The organism is Klebsiella sp. CN_Kp097, from assembly GCF_040064495.1.
In the GTDB taxonomy this organism is placed as follows: Bacteria; Pseudomonadota; Gammaproteobacteria; order Enterobacterales; family Enterobacteriaceae; genus Klebsiella; species Klebsiella aerogenes.
In genome coordinates this window covers 26,699-41,182 of the sequence record NZ_JBEAIL010000006.1, presented here as the reverse complement: position 1 = coordinate 41,182, position 14,484 = coordinate 26,699, and the positions used below count along the sequence as shown (strand labels likewise).

At 57.2% G+C, this 14,484-nt stretch carries 13 protein-coding genes; 7 read left to right on the top strand and 6 right to left on the bottom strand.

All coding sequences use genetic code 11. The features are described from left to right. Positions 1–48: 48 nt before the first annotated feature. Positions 49–795, top strand: coding sequence for a ferredoxin--NADP(+) reductase (fpr, locus tag ABLV07_RS08760; RefSeq protein WP_015369139.1), 747 nt, complete (start codon positions 49–51; stop codon positions 793–795). Here the strand turns inward: fpr and ABLV07_RS08755 are convergent, their stop codons facing one another. Then, complete coding sequence (locus ABLV07_RS08755) at positions 796–1,224, bottom strand: DUF805 domain-containing protein (RefSeq protein WP_015369138.1); 429 nt, start codon at positions 1,222–1,224, stop codon at positions 796–798. It abuts the gene before it with no gap. Positions 1,225–1,336: 112 nt separating this feature from the next. On the opposite strand from ABLV07_RS08755, the gene ABLV07_RS08750 reads away from it, so the two are divergent. Next, positions 1,337–1,936, top strand: coding sequence for a DUF1454 family protein (locus tag ABLV07_RS08750; RefSeq protein ID WP_015369137.1), 600 nt, complete (start codon positions 1,337–1,339; stop codon positions 1,934–1,936). A gap of 108 nt (positions 1,937–2,044) precedes the next feature. Beyond that, positions 2,045–2,812, top strand: coding sequence for a triose-phosphate isomerase (gene tpiA, locus ABLV07_RS08745; RefSeq protein ID WP_002922909.1), 768 nt, complete (start codon positions 2,045–2,047; stop codon positions 2,810–2,812). Between the two features lie 97 nt (positions 2,813–2,909). Here the strand turns inward: tpiA and ABLV07_RS08740 are convergent, their stop codons facing one another. The 4 genes from ABLV07_RS08740 to zapB all read right to left on the bottom strand — a co-directional run bounded on the left by ABLV07_RS08740 (position 2,910) and on the right by zapB (position 6,683). Next, entirely contained in the window at positions 2,910–4,214 is a 1,305-nt protein-coding gene (locus tag ABLV07_RS08740) for an SLC13 family permease (protein WP_142689353.1), read from the bottom strand. 64 nt (positions 4,215–4,278) lie between these two features. Next, positions 4,279–5,043, bottom strand: coding sequence for a CDP-diacylglycerol diphosphatase (locus ABLV07_RS08735; protein WP_348853495.1), 765 nt, complete (start codon positions 5,041–5,043; stop codon positions 4,279–4,281). Positions 5,044–5,294: 251 nt separating this feature from the next. Beyond that, positions 5,295–6,284 carry a sulfate ABC transporter substrate-binding protein gene (locus ABLV07_RS08730; protein WP_015369134.1) on the bottom strand — a complete coding sequence of 330 codons (990 nt, stop codon included), beginning with the start codon at positions 6,282–6,284 and terminating at the stop codon, positions 5,295–5,297. Positions 6,285–6,437: 153 nt separating this feature from the next. Beyond that, entirely contained in the window at positions 6,438–6,683 is a 246-nt protein-coding gene (zapB, locus tag ABLV07_RS08725; protein WP_020077673.1) for a septal ring assembly protein ZapB, read from the bottom strand. A 438-nt stretch (positions 6,684–7,121) separates the two neighbouring features. Between zapB and ABLV07_RS08720 the strand changes: the two genes are divergently transcribed. Then, positions 7,122–7,970 (top strand): MIP/aquaporin family protein, encoded by an 849-nt coding sequence (locus ABLV07_RS08720; RefSeq protein ID WP_015369132.1) that lies wholly within the window; start codon positions 7,122–7,124, stop codon positions 7,968–7,970. A 21-nt stretch (positions 7,971–7,991) separates the two neighbouring features. Further along, entirely contained in the window at positions 7,992–9,503 is a 1,512-nt protein-coding gene (glpK, locus tag ABLV07_RS08715) for a glycerol kinase GlpK (protein ID WP_015369131.1), read from the top strand. A gap of 114 nt (positions 9,504–9,617) precedes the next feature. On the opposite strand, the gene gltS is transcribed toward glpK, so the two are convergent. Beyond that, positions 9,618–10,820, bottom strand: coding sequence for a sodium/glutamate symporter (gene gltS / locus ABLV07_RS08710; RefSeq protein WP_015703819.1), 1,203 nt, complete (start codon positions 10,818–10,820; stop codon positions 9,618–9,620). Positions 10,821–11,107: 287 nt separating this feature from the next. On the opposite strand from gltS, the gene ABLV07_RS08705 reads away from it, so the two are divergent. Both ABLV07_RS08705 and ABLV07_RS08700 read left to right on the top strand, forming a co-directional pair. Then, positions 11,108–12,499, top strand: coding sequence for a uracil-xanthine permease family protein (locus ABLV07_RS08705; protein WP_015369129.1), 1,392 nt, complete (start codon positions 11,108–11,110; stop codon positions 12,497–12,499). Between the two features lie 161 nt (positions 12,500–12,660). Next, the gene (locus tag ABLV07_RS08700) at positions 12,661–14,370 is read left to right on the top strand and encodes an AsmA family protein (protein ID WP_101739403.1); all 1,710 of its coding nucleotides are present in this window, start codon (positions 12,661–12,663) and stop codon (positions 14,368–14,370) included. Positions 14,371–14,484 lie beyond the last annotated feature (114 nt).

Here is a 14,484-nt window from a genome sequence, read left to right as displayed (position 1 = left end):
CTCCCGTCGCGGTGAAGATAGACTGACGAGATTGAAAGGAGAGACGCAATGGCAAACTGGGTTACAGGTAAAGTTGTAAAAGTGCAAAACTGGACCGATGCACTGTTTAGCCTCACCATTCACGCGCCCGTTGAGCCGTTCACCGCAGGGCAGTTTGCTAAACTGGGCCTGGATGTTGACGGCGAGCGCGTGCAGCGCGCCTACTCCTACGTCAACGCCCCCAGCAATCCCGATCTTGAGTTCTACCTGGTCACCGTTCCGGAGGGTAAACTCAGCCCGCGACTGGCCGCGCTGAAACCCGGGGACGACGTTCAGATAGTTAGCGAAGCCGCCGGTTTCTTCGTGCTGGAAGAGGTGCCGGACTGCGACACGCTGTGGATGCTCGCCACCGGTACGGCGATCGGCCCCTATTTGTCGATTCTGGAAGAAGGGAAAGACCTGGATCGCTTCAAAAACCTGGTGCTGGTGCATGCGGCGCGCTACGCAGCCGACCTCAGCTATTTACCGCAAATGCGCGAGCTGGAGCAGCGCTACGCCGGCAAATTGCGTATCCAGACCGTGGTCAGCCGCGAGACAGCGGAAGGTTCGCTGACCGGCCGGGTGCCGTTTCTGATTGAAACCGGCGCGCTGGAAGAGGCGGTCGGCCTGGCTATGACCGCCGATACCAGCCACGTGATGCTGTGCGGTAACCCGCAGATGGTGCGTGATACCCAGCAGTTGCTGAAAGAGACCCGGCAGATGACCAAACATCTGCGTCGCCGACCGGGCCATATGACAGCAGAGCACTACTGGTAATCAGGCGTCCGCTTTCCAGCGGACATCCTGCGTCTCTTTACCAAACTTATTTTCGCCCTGGGTGCCGACGAACGCGCCCAGATCGATCAACATCATGACGATAATCAGCGTCGGTACAAAGCGCCCGACGCCCCACTGCCAGACCTGCGGCAACATCGCCCAGTTGCCCGCCAGCAGCATCCACGCCAGAATCATCAGCAGCGCCCAGAGGCCGGATCTCCCGCGATCGTGCAGACGCTTCACCACCACCGCCGCCGTCGGCCAGAGCAGGCAGACGAGAATAAACGCCGCGGTCTGTAAACTCAGCAAATTGCTGCCCGCGAGGGTAAACAGCGCGCTCATGGTCAACACCCAGATAACGATCCAAATCCAGAAATCCCGGCGGCCAATACGGCCTTTAATTGAGAATAACCACTGCTGTAGGGTCATGTTTTATTCCTTATCATCATCATTCGCGTAGTTTACCCTGAAGGCGTCACTTTTTGACAAGCGTGACGGTTCCCGTTTTAATCGTCGGCAGGCAAAAAAAGGAAAGACAGGCATGAAGAAGTGGGCAATCTTAAGTTTGATTGGGCTGACAGCGTTATCTGTCGGCCCGATGGCGTTGTCCGCAGAAACAGAATCCGCCGCCACCGCCCCCTATCTTTTACCCAGCGCGCCGATTTTTGATGTCAGCATCAGCGAGTTCCGCGAAAAATTTAATGCCGATAATCCGAAACTGCCGCTTAACGAGTTTCGTTCTATCGCCTCCAGCCGCGATAAAGCTAACCTGACCCGCGCTGCCACCAAGATTAACGAGAATCTGTATGCCTCTACCGCGCTGGAGCGCGGCACGCTAAAGATTAAATCGATGCAGATAACCTGGCTGCCGATTCAGGGGCCGGAACAAAAAGCGGCGAAAGCGAAAGCGCAGGAGTATATGAGCGCTATTCTTCGCGCTTTTGTACCGACGCTAAGTCCACTGCAGAGCCAGCAAAAGTTGCAAAAACTGCTGACCGCCGGCAAAGGCAAACGCTACTACACCGAAACCGAAGGCGCGGTGCGCTATGTAGTGGCAGATCACGGGGAAAAAGGGCTAACTTTCGCCATTGAACCGATTAAGCTGGCGCTATCTGAAACGCTGGAAGACAACAATAAATGACAAAAAGCAAAGCCTTTCCAGTGACGAGTCTCTATACTGTTTCACAGACCATGCTGCCCTCTGGGGCGGCTATATTCCTTAATTCGCTTAGTAGCGTGGAGAATTAAAATGCGACATCCTTTAGTGATGGGTAACTGGAAACTGAACGGCAGCCGCCACATGGTAAACGAACTGGTTGCTAACCTGCGTACTGAACTGGCCGGCGTAAGCGGCTGTGCAGTGGCAATCGCGCCGCCGGAAATGTATCTCGACCTGGCTAAGCGTGCGGCAGAAGGCAGCCACATCCACCTGGGCGCGCAGAACGTTGACGTGAACCTGTCCGGCGCATTCACCGGTGAAACCTCCGCCGAAATGCTGAAAGATATCGGCGCGCAGTACATCATCATCGGCCACTCCGAACGCCGTACCTACCACAAAGAATCCGACGAGCTGATCGCGAAGAAATTCGCTGTACTGAAAGAGCAGGGTCTGACGCCGGTTCTGTGCATCGGTGAAACCGAAGCTGAAAACGAAGCGGGCAAAACTGAAGAAGTGTGCGCACGTCAGATCGACGCGGTGCTGAAAACTCAGGGCGCAGCCGCTTTTGAAGGCGTGGTTATCGCGTACGAACCAGTATGGGCTATCGGTACCGGTAAATCCGCTACCCCAGCGCAGGCTCAGGCGGTACACAAATTCATCCGTGACCACATTGCTAAAGCTGACGCTAAAATCGCTGAGCAGGTCATCATCCAGTACGGCGGTTCCGTTAACGCCGGCAACGCCGCAGAGCTGTTCACCCAGCCGGACATCGACGGCGCGCTGGTTGGCGGCGCTTCCCTGAAAGCAGACGCTTTCGCGGTGATCGTTAAAGCTGCAGAAGCGGCGAAAAAAGCGTAATTCGCTTTCCCGGTGGTGAAACGCTGCCGGGGTTGCTGACAAATTCGCCAAATGAAAACCCGGCTTAGCGCAGCGCGAGCCGGGTTTTATATTATCGCTACAATTTCCCTAATAGCTGATACCACGCATAATCCAGCGGCAGCAAAATCAAATAGCTCACCGCCGCCAGCGCCAGACATAGCAACATCCCCGCTCTCGCCGGGACTTTACCTAATCCCATCGCCACCACAATCGGCGACGCCTGGTATGGCAGCAGCGGCGTGGAATAACCCAGCACCTGAATCATAATCACGCTCAGCAACGGAAAGCCGGTCGCGTCGGCAAAGCTCTGCGCAAAAGTCGTATACAGCGCCGGGACGCCGTTGGCGGTCATAATAAAATTCAGCGCGCTGGTAATTCCGGTCAGCGCCAGGAAGCTGGTGAACGGATTATCTTTATCCAGCGGCATCACCTGCAGCAACGCGTTACCCACCGCGCCGCCAATCCCGGTTTGGGTCACGGTAATCGCCAGTCCCAAAATGCCGGCAACATAAATGCAGGTGCGCATATTCACCCCGCTGGCGAACTCCTCACCGCTGATAAATCCTACTCGCGGCAGCAGCGTGACCACCGCTGCCGCCAGGCCGGTCCACGCCGGGCCGACGCCGTGCCAGCTCTCTGTCACCCATAACGTCAACACCACCGCCAGCAGCCACGCCAGACGCTTTTCGTCACGGCTCATTGGCGCCAGCGGCGCCAGCTCGCGCGGCGGATGCGGCTTGCCGGGAAACAGCCAGCAGATCAGCGCCACCAGCAACGCCCCTTTCAACCAGCCAAGCACTGGCGTATGCAGCAGTAAATAGGGAACGTAATTCAAATGGATCCCGTAAGAGCCTTCCGCCGCCCCGCTCATCACCAGATTTGGCACGTTAGCAGGCAAAATGGTCGCAGATAGCTGGAAGGTGCCAAAGCCCACCGCCAGCGCCAGGCCGTACCAGCCGCGCGTGCCGTCGGCTATCCCCGCGCGCCGGGCCATCGCCGCCACGATCGGCATCAACAGCGCGATGCGCCCCATATTTGATGGCATCACAAACGCCAACGCATAACTCAGTAATACGACGCTGCCGACCATCCGCGGCCAGGAGTCGGTGAGCCGCGCCGATAGCGCCTGCGCCGCTCTATCCGCCAGTCCGGTTTTACGGATGGCGATCCCCAACACAAAGCCGCTGAACACCAGCCAGAACGCGGAGGAAGCAAAACCGCCGAAGATCACCTCCGGCGGAGCGATTTTGGTCATCATCGCCGCCGCGAAGAACAGCAGCGCGGTGATAAATTCCGGTAACAGCGAAGTCGCCCAGAGCACAATGGTGATGCCGACGATCAGCGAAGGGAGGAACAGCGGGTGGGTTAGCCAGAGCGACATGCCTGTCTCCTGTCGTTTTTTTCAGCAAGAATACGACGACAGGAAAGACAGGTAAACGCCAGAACTAGTGGTTTGCGTTAAGAATTGCGCAGCTATGATCCTGAATTTCTTCCGCTGAAGCACGGTTGAGAGTCAGCAGGTTACGCTCTGTCGCCAACAGCACCAGCGAGCCGTCGCTTTGCCGCGCCATCGCTAACGCATAACGCCCCATATGTTCGCGCGCTTCCGGTACCTCTTCCGCCAGCATCAGGAACGGGCTGCGCTGAGCCAGCTCGGCTTCCGTTACCCGACGCGCCAGATATTCATGGCCCTGCAGACCGCCCGGCAAAGGGAGCCAGCGGCTGCTAATTGTCGCCGCATCATTATCTAACTGCGCGCGGACATCGGGACGCAGACAGGAGATATGAATATGGAAATGGTTTTGCGTGCGCCCGCTGCGCGAGTTAATCGCCAGCGATACCGCATTATCATCAATTGGCGCGCCGCGGCGCTGGCTCATAATTTCGCGTCCCTGCCACGCCTGCCAGAAGAAATTCGGCGTCAGCGGATCCAACAGCAGCGGACTTTCGGTACCGTTAATACGGTAGGTCGGCATCAGCAGATATTGCAGCAGGCCGTTGCGATCTTTAAACAACACGTAGCCGCCTTTCAGGTTCACTTCCGCGCACGGCGACGGATTTTGATATTGCTGCTGATTGGGTACGCACTGCTGCAGGACAATATGACGTAACGCGTTCGGGTTACCGGAATGCAGCCAATAGTAGCCGCCAGCCAGCGCCGCCAGAACAACCACCAGCAGCGCCCACAAAAAGTATCTTACTCTTCTCATTATCGTTCCCTGTTAAGCCTGAACCGGAAGAGTAACGTAATTTGATGACTAAATGAAAACAGATGGTCGGCGAGGAGTTATCCCGGGTAGCGGCTAACGCCTTACCCGGGCCACCGGACGGCGGAGAACTGTAGCCCTGCTAAGCGTAGCGCAAGCAGGGACTCCCGGGTAGCGGCTAACGCCTTACCCGGGCTACCGGACGGCGCAGAACTGTAGCCCTGCTAAGCGTAGCGCCAGCAGGGGCAAGAGGATTAACGCTGGCTAATCTGGTCGAAGGTACCGCCGTTGGAGAAGTGCTCCTTCTGCGCTTTCGTCCAGCCGCCGAACTCCTGATCGATGGTAAACAGCTTCAGTTTCGGGAACTCGTTGGCATATTTCTTCGCCACATCAGGATCGCGCGGACGATAGAAGTTCTTCGCCGCAATCTCCTGGCCTTCCGGCGAGTAGAGATACTTCAGGTACGCTTCCGCCACCTGGCGAGTGCCTTTCTTATCCACCACTTTATCGACGACGGAAACCGTCGGCTCGGCCAGAATGGACTCGCTCGGCGTCACGATTTCAAACTTGTCCTTGCCCAGCTCTTTCGTCGCCAGCAGCGCTTCGTTCTCCCAGGCAATCAGCACGTCGCCGATCCCGCGTTCTACGAAGGTGTTGGTGGAACCGCGCGCGCCGGAATCCAGCACTTCAACGTTTTTATACAGCGCTTTCACGAACTCCTGCGCTTTCGCCTGATCGCCGTGATTCTGATGCAGGGCATAGCCCCATGCCGCCAGATAGTTCCAGCGGGCGCCGCCGGAGCTTTTCGGGTTCGGGGTGATGACCGATACGCCGGGTTTAATCAGGTCGTTCCAGTCATGGATCTGTTTTGGGTTGCCCTTACGGACGAGGAACACGATGGTTGAGGTATACGGCGCGGAGTTATCCGGCAGGCGCTTCAGCCAGTTTTTATCGATACGACCACGTTCAGCAATGGCGTCTACGTCGTAGGCCAGCGCCAGGGTGACGACATCCGCTTCAATCCCGTTGATAACCGACGTCGCCTGTTTGCCGGAGCCGCCGTGCGACTGACGAATCACCACGTTATCGCCGGTTTCCTGCTTCCAGTGCGCGCTAAACGCTTTATTGTACTGTTCGTACAGCTCGCGCGTCGGATCGTACGATACGTTTAACAGCTGATAATCTTTTGCCAGCACGCTGGCGGATGCCAGCAACAGAGTTAACCCTACGCCCCACTTATTCATCGCACCGCTCTCTTTATGTCGTGTTGTGATGAACTAAGCGTGCCAGAAAGCGAATCAATGATTAAAGAATAAAAAAAGATTGGCTATAACCTGGAGATATAAAGCGGGGGGATAGAGAAAACCCCTTCCCGGGCGGGAAGGGGCGGGAAGCGATTAGACTTCTTCCATGCGGCCCAGCAGCGCCTGCAGACGATCCTGCCAGCCCTGCTGTTGTTCTCTCAGCTGGCTATTTTCACGCTCCAGCTCTTCACGGCCGTGCTGCGCGCTCTGCACTTCCTGCGCCAGCGTGGTGTTCTTTTCTTTCAGCTCTTCGATTTCCATCTGCAACAGAGTGATGGTATCAATCGCCTGCTGAACTTTAGATTCTAATTTCTCAAACACTTCTAATGACATCGTCATACCTCTCCTGATCTTGCAAGGCGTTGATAGAAACTCGTGTTTCGTATACGCGGTCCCGCCTTAACGAATTAGCGCACAATAGCGGTGTTGTCGTCGATTGTATGAATCCCCGCCTCACCTGTCCAGCGACAACCCGCGCAGATTGCGGTTTGCAACACTTTTCAGTCTTTACCTGGTGCGTTCGCGGCAATTGCCCCGAACTTCTCTGGCGATTGTTAATCAATGAGATAACAAAATACGCAGGAAAAGGTGGGTAAATGTGCCGCAACACGCGTTTATGGCGCGAAAACGCTCATTTTCTTGACGAGGGACACAAATTTAAATTTCGATATTTCTCGTTTATGCTCGTTAACGATAAATTAACACTATGCCTACAAGGCACCGTGGTCGTCCGCGACCAACATACTTACAATAATCACTTCGCTTCAGGATCCGATTATGAGCCAGACATCAACATTAAAAGGCCAGTGCATCGCAGAGTTTCTCGGTACCGGGTTGTTGATCTTTTTCGGCGTTGGGTGCGTAGCTGCGCTCAAAGTCGCAGGAGCCAGCTTCGGTCAGTGGGAAATCAGCATCATCTGGGGTCTGGGGGTGGCTATGGCTATCTACCTGACCGCGGGCGTATCCGGCGCGCACCTTAATCCGGCGGTCACCATCGCCTTATGGTTATTCGCCTGCTTTGATGGGCGCAAAGTTGTACCTTTTATTATTTCGCAATTCGCTGGCGCCTTTTGCGCTGCGGCATTAGTTTACGGGCTTTATTACAATCTTTTCTTCGATTTCGAACACACCCACAACATGGTACGCGGCAGCGTGGAAAGCCTTGAGCTCGCCGGTATCTTCTCGACCTACCCTAACCCGCATATCAATTTTGTGCAGGCCTTCGCGGTAGAAATGGTGATTACCGCTATCCTGATGGGCGTGATTTTAGCGCTGACCGACGACGGCAACGGCGTGCCGCGCGGCCCGCTGGCGCCGCTGCTGATTGGTCTGCTGATTGCCGTTATCGGTGCTTCTATGGGTCCGCTGACCGGATTCGCGATGAATCCGGCGCGTGATATCGGACCGAAAGCCTTCGCCTGGCTGGCAGGCTGGGGTAACGTCGCCTTCACCGGCGGCAAAGATATTCCTTATTTCCTGGTGCCGCTGTGCGCACCGGTGGTCGGCGCGGCGCTGGGCGCATTCAGCTACCGCAAATTCATTGGCCGCCATCTGCCTTGCGACACCTGCGTCGAGGAAGAAAAAGAATCCGCTTCTTCCGCGTCGCAACAAAAAGCTTCGCTGTAATCTGACTACGGGACACCAATTATGACCGAGAAAAAATATATCGTTGCGCTCGACCAGGGCACTACCAGCTCCCGCGCCGTCGTGATGGATCACGACGCCAATATCGTCAGCGTGTCACAGCGTGAATTCGAACAAATTTATCCGAAGCCAGGCTGGGTTGAGCACGACCCGATGGAGATTTGGGCCTCGCAGAGCTCTACGCTGGTCGAAGTGTTGGCGAAAGCCGATATCAACTCCGACGAAATTGCCGCCATCGGCATCACCAACCAGCGTGAAACCGCCATCGTTTGGGAGCGTGAGACCGGTAAGCCTATTTACAACGCCATCGTCTGGCAGTGCCGCCGCACCGCGGATATCTGCGAGCAGCTCAAGCGCGACGGCATGGAAGAGTACATCCGCAAAGCCACCGGCCTGGTGGTGGACCCGTACTTCTCCGGCACCAAAGTGAAGTGGATCCTTGACCATGTCGAAGGCGCCCGCGAGCGCGCCAAGCGCGGCGAGCTGCTGTTTGGTACCGTTGATACCTGGCTTATCTGGAAAATGACCCAGGGGCGCGTGCACGTCACCGACTACACCAACGCCTCACGTACCATGTTGTTCAACATCCATGAACTGGACTGGGACGACAAAATGCTCGACGCGCTGGATATTCCGCGCGCCATGCTGCCGGAAGTGCGTAAGTCTTCTGAAGTGTACGGCCAGACCAACATCGGCGGTAAAGGCGGCACCCGTATTCCTATCTCCGGCATCGCCGGCGACCAGCAGGCGGCGCTGTTTGGCCAGCTGTGTGTGAAAGAAGGGATGGCGAAAAATACCTACGGTACCGGCTGCTTCATGTTAATGAACACCGGTGAAAAGGCGGTGACCTCAACCCACGGCCTGCTGACCACCATCGCCTGCGGCCCTACCGGCGAAGTGAACTACGCGCTGGAAGGCGCGGTGTTTATGGCCGGAGCGTCGATTCAGTGGCTGCGTGATGAAATGAAACTCATCAACGATGCTTTCGATTCTGAATACTTCGCCACTAAGGTGAAGGACACCAACGGCGTGTATGTGGTGCCGGCCTTTACCGGTCTTGGCGCGCCTTACTGGGATCCGTATGCGCGCGGCGCGATTTTCGGCCTGACCCGCGGGGTGAACGCCAACCATATTATCCGCGCCACGCTGGAATCTATCGCCTATCAGACGCGTGACGTTCTGGAAGCGATGCAGGCCGACTCCGGTATTCGTCTGCACGCCCTGCGCGTGGACGGCGGCGCGGTCGCCAACAACTTCCTGATGCAGTTCCAGTCCGATATTCTCGGCACCCGCGTGGAACGCCCGGAAGTGCGTGAAGTCACGGCGCTGGGCGCCGCCTATCTGGCAGGTCTGGCGGTCGGCTTCTGGCAAAATCTCGACGAGCTGCAGGAGAAAGCGGTGATTGAACGTGAGTTCCGCCCGGGTATTGAAACCACCGAGCGTAATTTCCGCTACAGCGGCTGGAAGAAAGCGGTGAAACGCGCGTTAGCGTGGGAAGAGCACGACGAAGCGTAAGATTGTGGAGGTATTCCCGGCTTGCGGCGTAAACGCCTTAGCCGGGCTACAAAACCCCAAACAGCACGATCTTGTAGCCCGGACAGGTGCGCAGCACCGCCTCCGGGTTTTTTATCAGCCAAATATCGGCAACAGCAGGTACAGCTTAATCACCAGCGCGTTGACGATGTCGATAAAGAACGCCCCCACCATCGGCACCACCAGGAAAGCCATATGCGACGGGCCAAAACGGTCGGTAATCGCCTGCATATTGGCAATCGCCGTCGGCGTCGCGCCAAGCCCGAACCCGCAATGACCGGCTGCCAGAACGGCGGCATCATAGTTCTTACCCATCATCCGGTAAGTCACAAACACCGCATACAGCGCCATCGCCACCGCCTGTACCGCCAGAATAATAATCATCGGCAGCGCCAGCGACGCCAGTTCCCACAGCTTGAGGCTCATCAGCGCCATCGCGAGGAACAGCGACAGGCTGACGTTGCCCAGTACCGATACCGCGCGGTCAAACACGCGATACAGCCCAGCCAGCGCCAGGCCGTTGCTGAGGATCACGCCGATAAACAGCACGCAGACGAAGGTCGGTAATTCAAACACGGTACCCGCCAGCAGTTGCGCAACCACCTTCCCTACGGTCAGGCAGATAGCGATTAACGCAATACTTTCAATCAGCACCAGCGAGGTGATCATGCGGCCCATATCCGGCTTCTCAAACGCCGTCGGCGCCAGCTGGTCGTCCGGTGTACCGTCCGGCGAGGAAGAGTGCTTCACCAGATAACGCGCCACCGGCCCGCCGATCAGGCCGCCGAGCACCAGGCCGAAGGTTGCGCAAGCCATGGCGACCTCGGTGGCATTGGCAAAACCGTAACGCTCAACGAACAATTTACTCCACGCCGCCCCGGTGCCGTGACCGCCGGAAAGCGTGATAGAACCGGCCAGTAGACCCATCAGCGGATCCAGCCCCAGCAGCTTCGCCATGCCGATACCGAGCGCGTTCTGCAGCAGCAGCAGGCCCACCACCACAATCAGGAAAGTGCCAAGCACTTTGCCGCCCGCCCGCAGGCTGGCAAGGTTAGCGTTAAGGCCGATAGTGGCGAAGAACGCCAGCATCAGCGGGTCCTTCAGGCTCATATCGAAATCGATTTCGATATCCATGCTTTTTTTCAAAACCAGCAGCGCCAGCGCCACCAGCAGGCCGCCGGCGACGGGTTCAGGAATGGTATATTTTTTGAGGAATGGGACGTTCTGAACGAGCTTTCGCCCTAAAAGCAACACCATGGTTGCGGCAACGAGCGTCGATAAGGTATCGAGATGCAACATAAAAAAGAGCTCCTTATGGGCGCATGATTCATTCACACGCGACGGTATTCCCGGTGTCGATTACTTCTCATCTTGAGGAGTCGGAGAGCGATTTTAAGCAGAAGTGCGCAAAAAATGACAGAAAAAGATATTTTGTATTAGCGTTGATGCGATCAAGCATACAAAATGTTAATTAATTTGTTACATCTATTCAGTGAGGATATTTTTTGCGCCAAATCGTGGCAAACGTTTGCTTTTGGTCTACAGTCCGATAAAATTCCCGCTTTGCCACCTTGGGATTGTTTGTGATGTCCGTTACGACCGCAGAGTCAGAAAATGCGCAACCGGTTGCGCATAAACCAGCCAGCGAATTAATCTATCGCCTCGAAGACCGTCCGCCGCTTCCGCAAACGCTGTTTGCCGCATTCCAGCACCTGCTGGCGATGTTTGTCGCGGTCATCACCCCGGCGCTGCTTATCTGTCAGGCGCTCGGCCTCCCGGCCGAAGATACGCAACACATCATCAGCATGTCGCTGTTCGCCTCCGGCGTGGCATCCATTATCCAGATTAAAGCCTGGGGACCAGTTGGCTCCGGCCTGCTCTCCATCCAGGGCACCAGCTTCAACTTCGTCGCCCCGTTGATTATGGGCGGCACCGCGCTGAAAACCGGCGGCGCCGACGTGCCGACGATGATGGCCGCGCTGTTCGGCACTCTGATGCTGGCGAGCTGCACCGAAATGGTCCTCTCGCGGGTTCTGCATCTGGCGCGCCGCATTATTACGCCGCTGGTCTCCGGCGTGGTGGTGATGATTATCGGCCTGTCGCTGATTCAGGTTGGCCTGACTTCTATCGGCGGCGGCTATGCGGCGATGGCCGACCACACCTTCGGCGCGCCGAAAAACCTGCTGCTGGCGGGCATCGTGCTGGCGCTGATTATTATCCTCAACCGCCAGCGCAACCCGTACCTGCGCATCGCCTCGCTGGTAATCGCGATGGCTGCCGGTTACCTGGCAGCGTGGTTCCTCGATATGCTGCCGGCTAACACCGCGCCTACCAACAGCAGCCTGATCACTATCCCTACGCCGCTCTATTACGGCCTGGGCATCGACTGGAGCTTGCTGCTGCCGCTGATGCTGGTCTTTATGATCACCTCGCTGGAAACGATTGGCGATATCACCGCCACCTCCGACGTTTCTGAACAACCGGTCTCCGGCCCGCTGTATATGAAACGCCTGAAAGGCGGCGTACTGGCGAACGGCCTGAACTCATTTGTTTCCGCAGTTTTCAATACCTTCCCGAACTCCTGCTTCGGCCAGAACAACGGCGTGATCCAACTGACCGGCGTCGCCAGCCGCTATGTGGGCTTTGTGGTGGCGCTGATGCTGATTGTGCTCGGCCTGTTCCCGGCGGTAAGCGGCTTTGTGCAGCATATTCCTGAGCCGGTACTTGGCGGCGCGACGCTGGTGATGTTCGGTACCATTGCCGCATCCGGCGTGCGCATCGTCTCCCGCGAGCCGCTGAATCGCCGCGCCATTCTGATTATCGCCCTCTCTCTGGCGGTGGGTCTCGGCGTATCACAGCAGCCTCTAATCCTGCAATTCGCGCCGGACTGGCTGAAAAACCTGCTCTCTTCCGGTATTGCCGCTGGCGGTATCACGGCGATTGTTCTGAATTTAATCTTCCCGCCTGAGAAGAACTAACACATTGAAGTTGCGCTCCCCGGTATCGCCACGGCGACCAGGGAGCGCGGCGGCTGTAACATCTCTTCACCTCACTTCATCTCATTTCACTATTCCCGCCTTGAGGATTGCGCATAAATCGTGCATAACACGGTGATGTGTACTTATCAGGATGGAAGATCATGAAATTTCTTGGAAAGCTGGTTCTCTGGCTGCTGATCGCCCTGCTGGTCGTTATCGTCGCCGCTTACTTTGCGCTGCAAACCCGCTGGGGGGCGCGCCAGGCGAGCAGTTGGTTAAGCGAAAGCACCGGCTGGAAAATCGCCTTCGATAAGATGGCGCATGACTTCTCTTCCCCACTACATCTGCAGTTGCAAAATGTCACCTTTGGCCGCGACGGCAAGCCGCCGACGCTGGTTGCCAGAACGGTGGATATCGGTTTTAGCACCCGCCAGTTCAGCGACCCGCTGCACGCTGATGAAATCGTTCTCAGCAACGGCACGCTGAATCTTTCTCCGGCTTCCGCCTCGATGCCGTTTGCCGCTGACCGCCTGCAGCTACGCGATATGGCCTTTAACAGCCCGGACAGCGAGTGGAACCTGAGCGCCCAGCGGGTGACCGGCGGCGTGATGCCATGGCAGCCGGAAGCGGGCGACGTGCTGGGCAGAAAAGCGCAAATTCAGATGAGCGCGGGCTCGATGAATATTAACGGCGTCGAAGCCAGCAACGTCCTGCTCCAGGGGGCAATGGATAACGGCGAGGTGACCCTGAACACCCTTGGCGCCGATATCGCGCGCGGCACGCTGACCGGCAACGCCAAACGCCGCGCCGACGGTAGCTGGCTGGTTGATAACCTGCGCCTGAATGAAATTCGTCTGCAGAGCGCCAAACCGCTGAATGAGTTCCTTGCGCCGCTCACCTCGGTGCCGTCGCTGCAGATTGGCCGGCTGGATGTGACCGATGCTCGTTTGCAGGGGCCAGGCTGGGCGGTGACCGACCTCGACCTCAACTTACGCAATCTGACCTTGAGCCATAACGGCTGGCAGAGCGACGACGGGACGCTATCGATGAACGCCAGCGAGTTTATCTACGGTTCGCTGAATTTCCTCGATCCCATCGTCAATGCCGAATTCTCGCCGCAGGGTATTGCGCTACGCCAGTTCAGCTCCCGCTGGGAGGGCGGCATGGTGCGTACCTCCGGCAACTGGCTGCGCGCCGGTAATGCGCTGGTGCTCGACGATGCTGTCTTCGCCGGGTTGGAATATACGCTGCCGTCCAACTGGAAACAGCTGTGGATGGAGCCGATGCCGGGCTGGCTGCAAAGCCTGACGCTGAAGAAATTCAGCGCCAGCCGAAATCTGATTATCGATATCGACCCAGCCTTCCCGTGGCAGATCACCGCGCTGGACGGTTACGGCGGCGAATTACAGCTGGTGAAAGATGGTCAGTGGGGCGTGTGGCATGGCAGCGCCACCCTCAATGCCGCCGCCGCGACCTTCAACCGCATCGACGTGCGCCGTCCGTCGCTGAAGCTGAACGCGAACGCTTCTACGGTCAACATCAGCGAGCTGAGCGCCTTTACCGAGCGCGGTATTTTGCAGGCGACCGCCGCGGTGTCACAATTGCCGCAACGCCAGGTCAATTTGAGCTTGAACGGCCGCGGCGTGCCGCTGAATATTCTGCAGGCCTGGGGCTGGCCTGCGCTGCCGATTAGCGGCGACGGCAATTTCCAGCTAACCGCGAACGGTAGCGTGCAGGCCAATGCGCCGCTGAAACCGAGCGTCAACGGCCAGCTCAGCGCCACCAATATGGATAAGCAGCAGGCGGCGCAGGTGATGCGCAACGGCGAGGTTAGCAACGCGCCCGCCGCGTCGGTTCCCGTAACGCCGTAGCCATTTTCCTCTTGCCCTCTTCCCGGCGGAAGAGGGCTAATCCCCCTCCCTGAAACCTGTGCGCAATGAGCGGCTATCTGTGCCTATTTCCCGCAACAGGTTCCTTTCAAATAT

Coding starts and splice junctions, on each gene's coding strand:
- fpr (WP_015369139.1), top strand. CDS start 49: ATGGCAAACTGGGTTACAGGTAAAGTTGTAAAAGTGCAAAACTGGACC.
- ABLV07_RS08755 (WP_015369138.1), bottom strand. CDS start 1,224: ATGACCCTACAGCAGTGGTTATTCTCAATTAAAGGCCGTATTGGCCGC.
- ABLV07_RS08750 (WP_015369137.1), top strand. CDS start 1,337: ATGAAGAAGTGGGCAATCTTAAGTTTGATTGGGCTGACAGCGTTATCT.
- tpiA (WP_002922909.1), top strand. CDS start 2,045: ATGCGACATCCTTTAGTGATGGGTAACTGGAAACTGAACGGCAGCCGC.
- ABLV07_RS08740 (WP_142689353.1), bottom strand. CDS start 4,214: ATGTCGCTCTGGCTAACCCACCCGCTGTTCCTCCCTTCGCTGATCGTC.
- ABLV07_RS08735 (WP_348853495.1), bottom strand. CDS start 5,043: ATGAGAAGAGTAAGATACTTTTTGTGGGCGCTGCTGGTGGTTGTTCTG.
- ABLV07_RS08730 (WP_015369134.1), bottom strand. CDS start 6,284: ATGAATAAGTGGGGCGTAGGGTTAACTCTGTTGCTGGCATCCGCCAGC.
- zapB (WP_020077673.1), bottom strand. CDS start 6,683: ATGACGATGTCATTAGAAGTGTTTGAGAAATTAGAATCTAAAGTTCAG.
- ABLV07_RS08720 (WP_015369132.1), top strand. CDS start 7,122: ATGAGCCAGACATCAACATTAAAAGGCCAGTGCATCGCAGAGTTTCTC.
- glpK (WP_015369131.1), top strand. CDS start 7,992: ATGACCGAGAAAAAATATATCGTTGCGCTCGACCAGGGCACTACCAGC.
- gltS (WP_015703819.1), bottom strand. CDS start 10,820: ATGTTGCATCTCGATACCTTATCGACGCTCGTTGCCGCAACCATGGTG.
- ABLV07_RS08705 (WP_015369129.1), top strand. CDS start 11,108: ATGTCCGTTACGACCGCAGAGTCAGAAAATGCGCAACCGGTTGCGCAT.
- ABLV07_RS08700 (WP_101739403.1), top strand. CDS start 12,661: ATGAAATTTCTTGGAAAGCTGGTTCTCTGGCTGCTGATCGCCCTGCTG.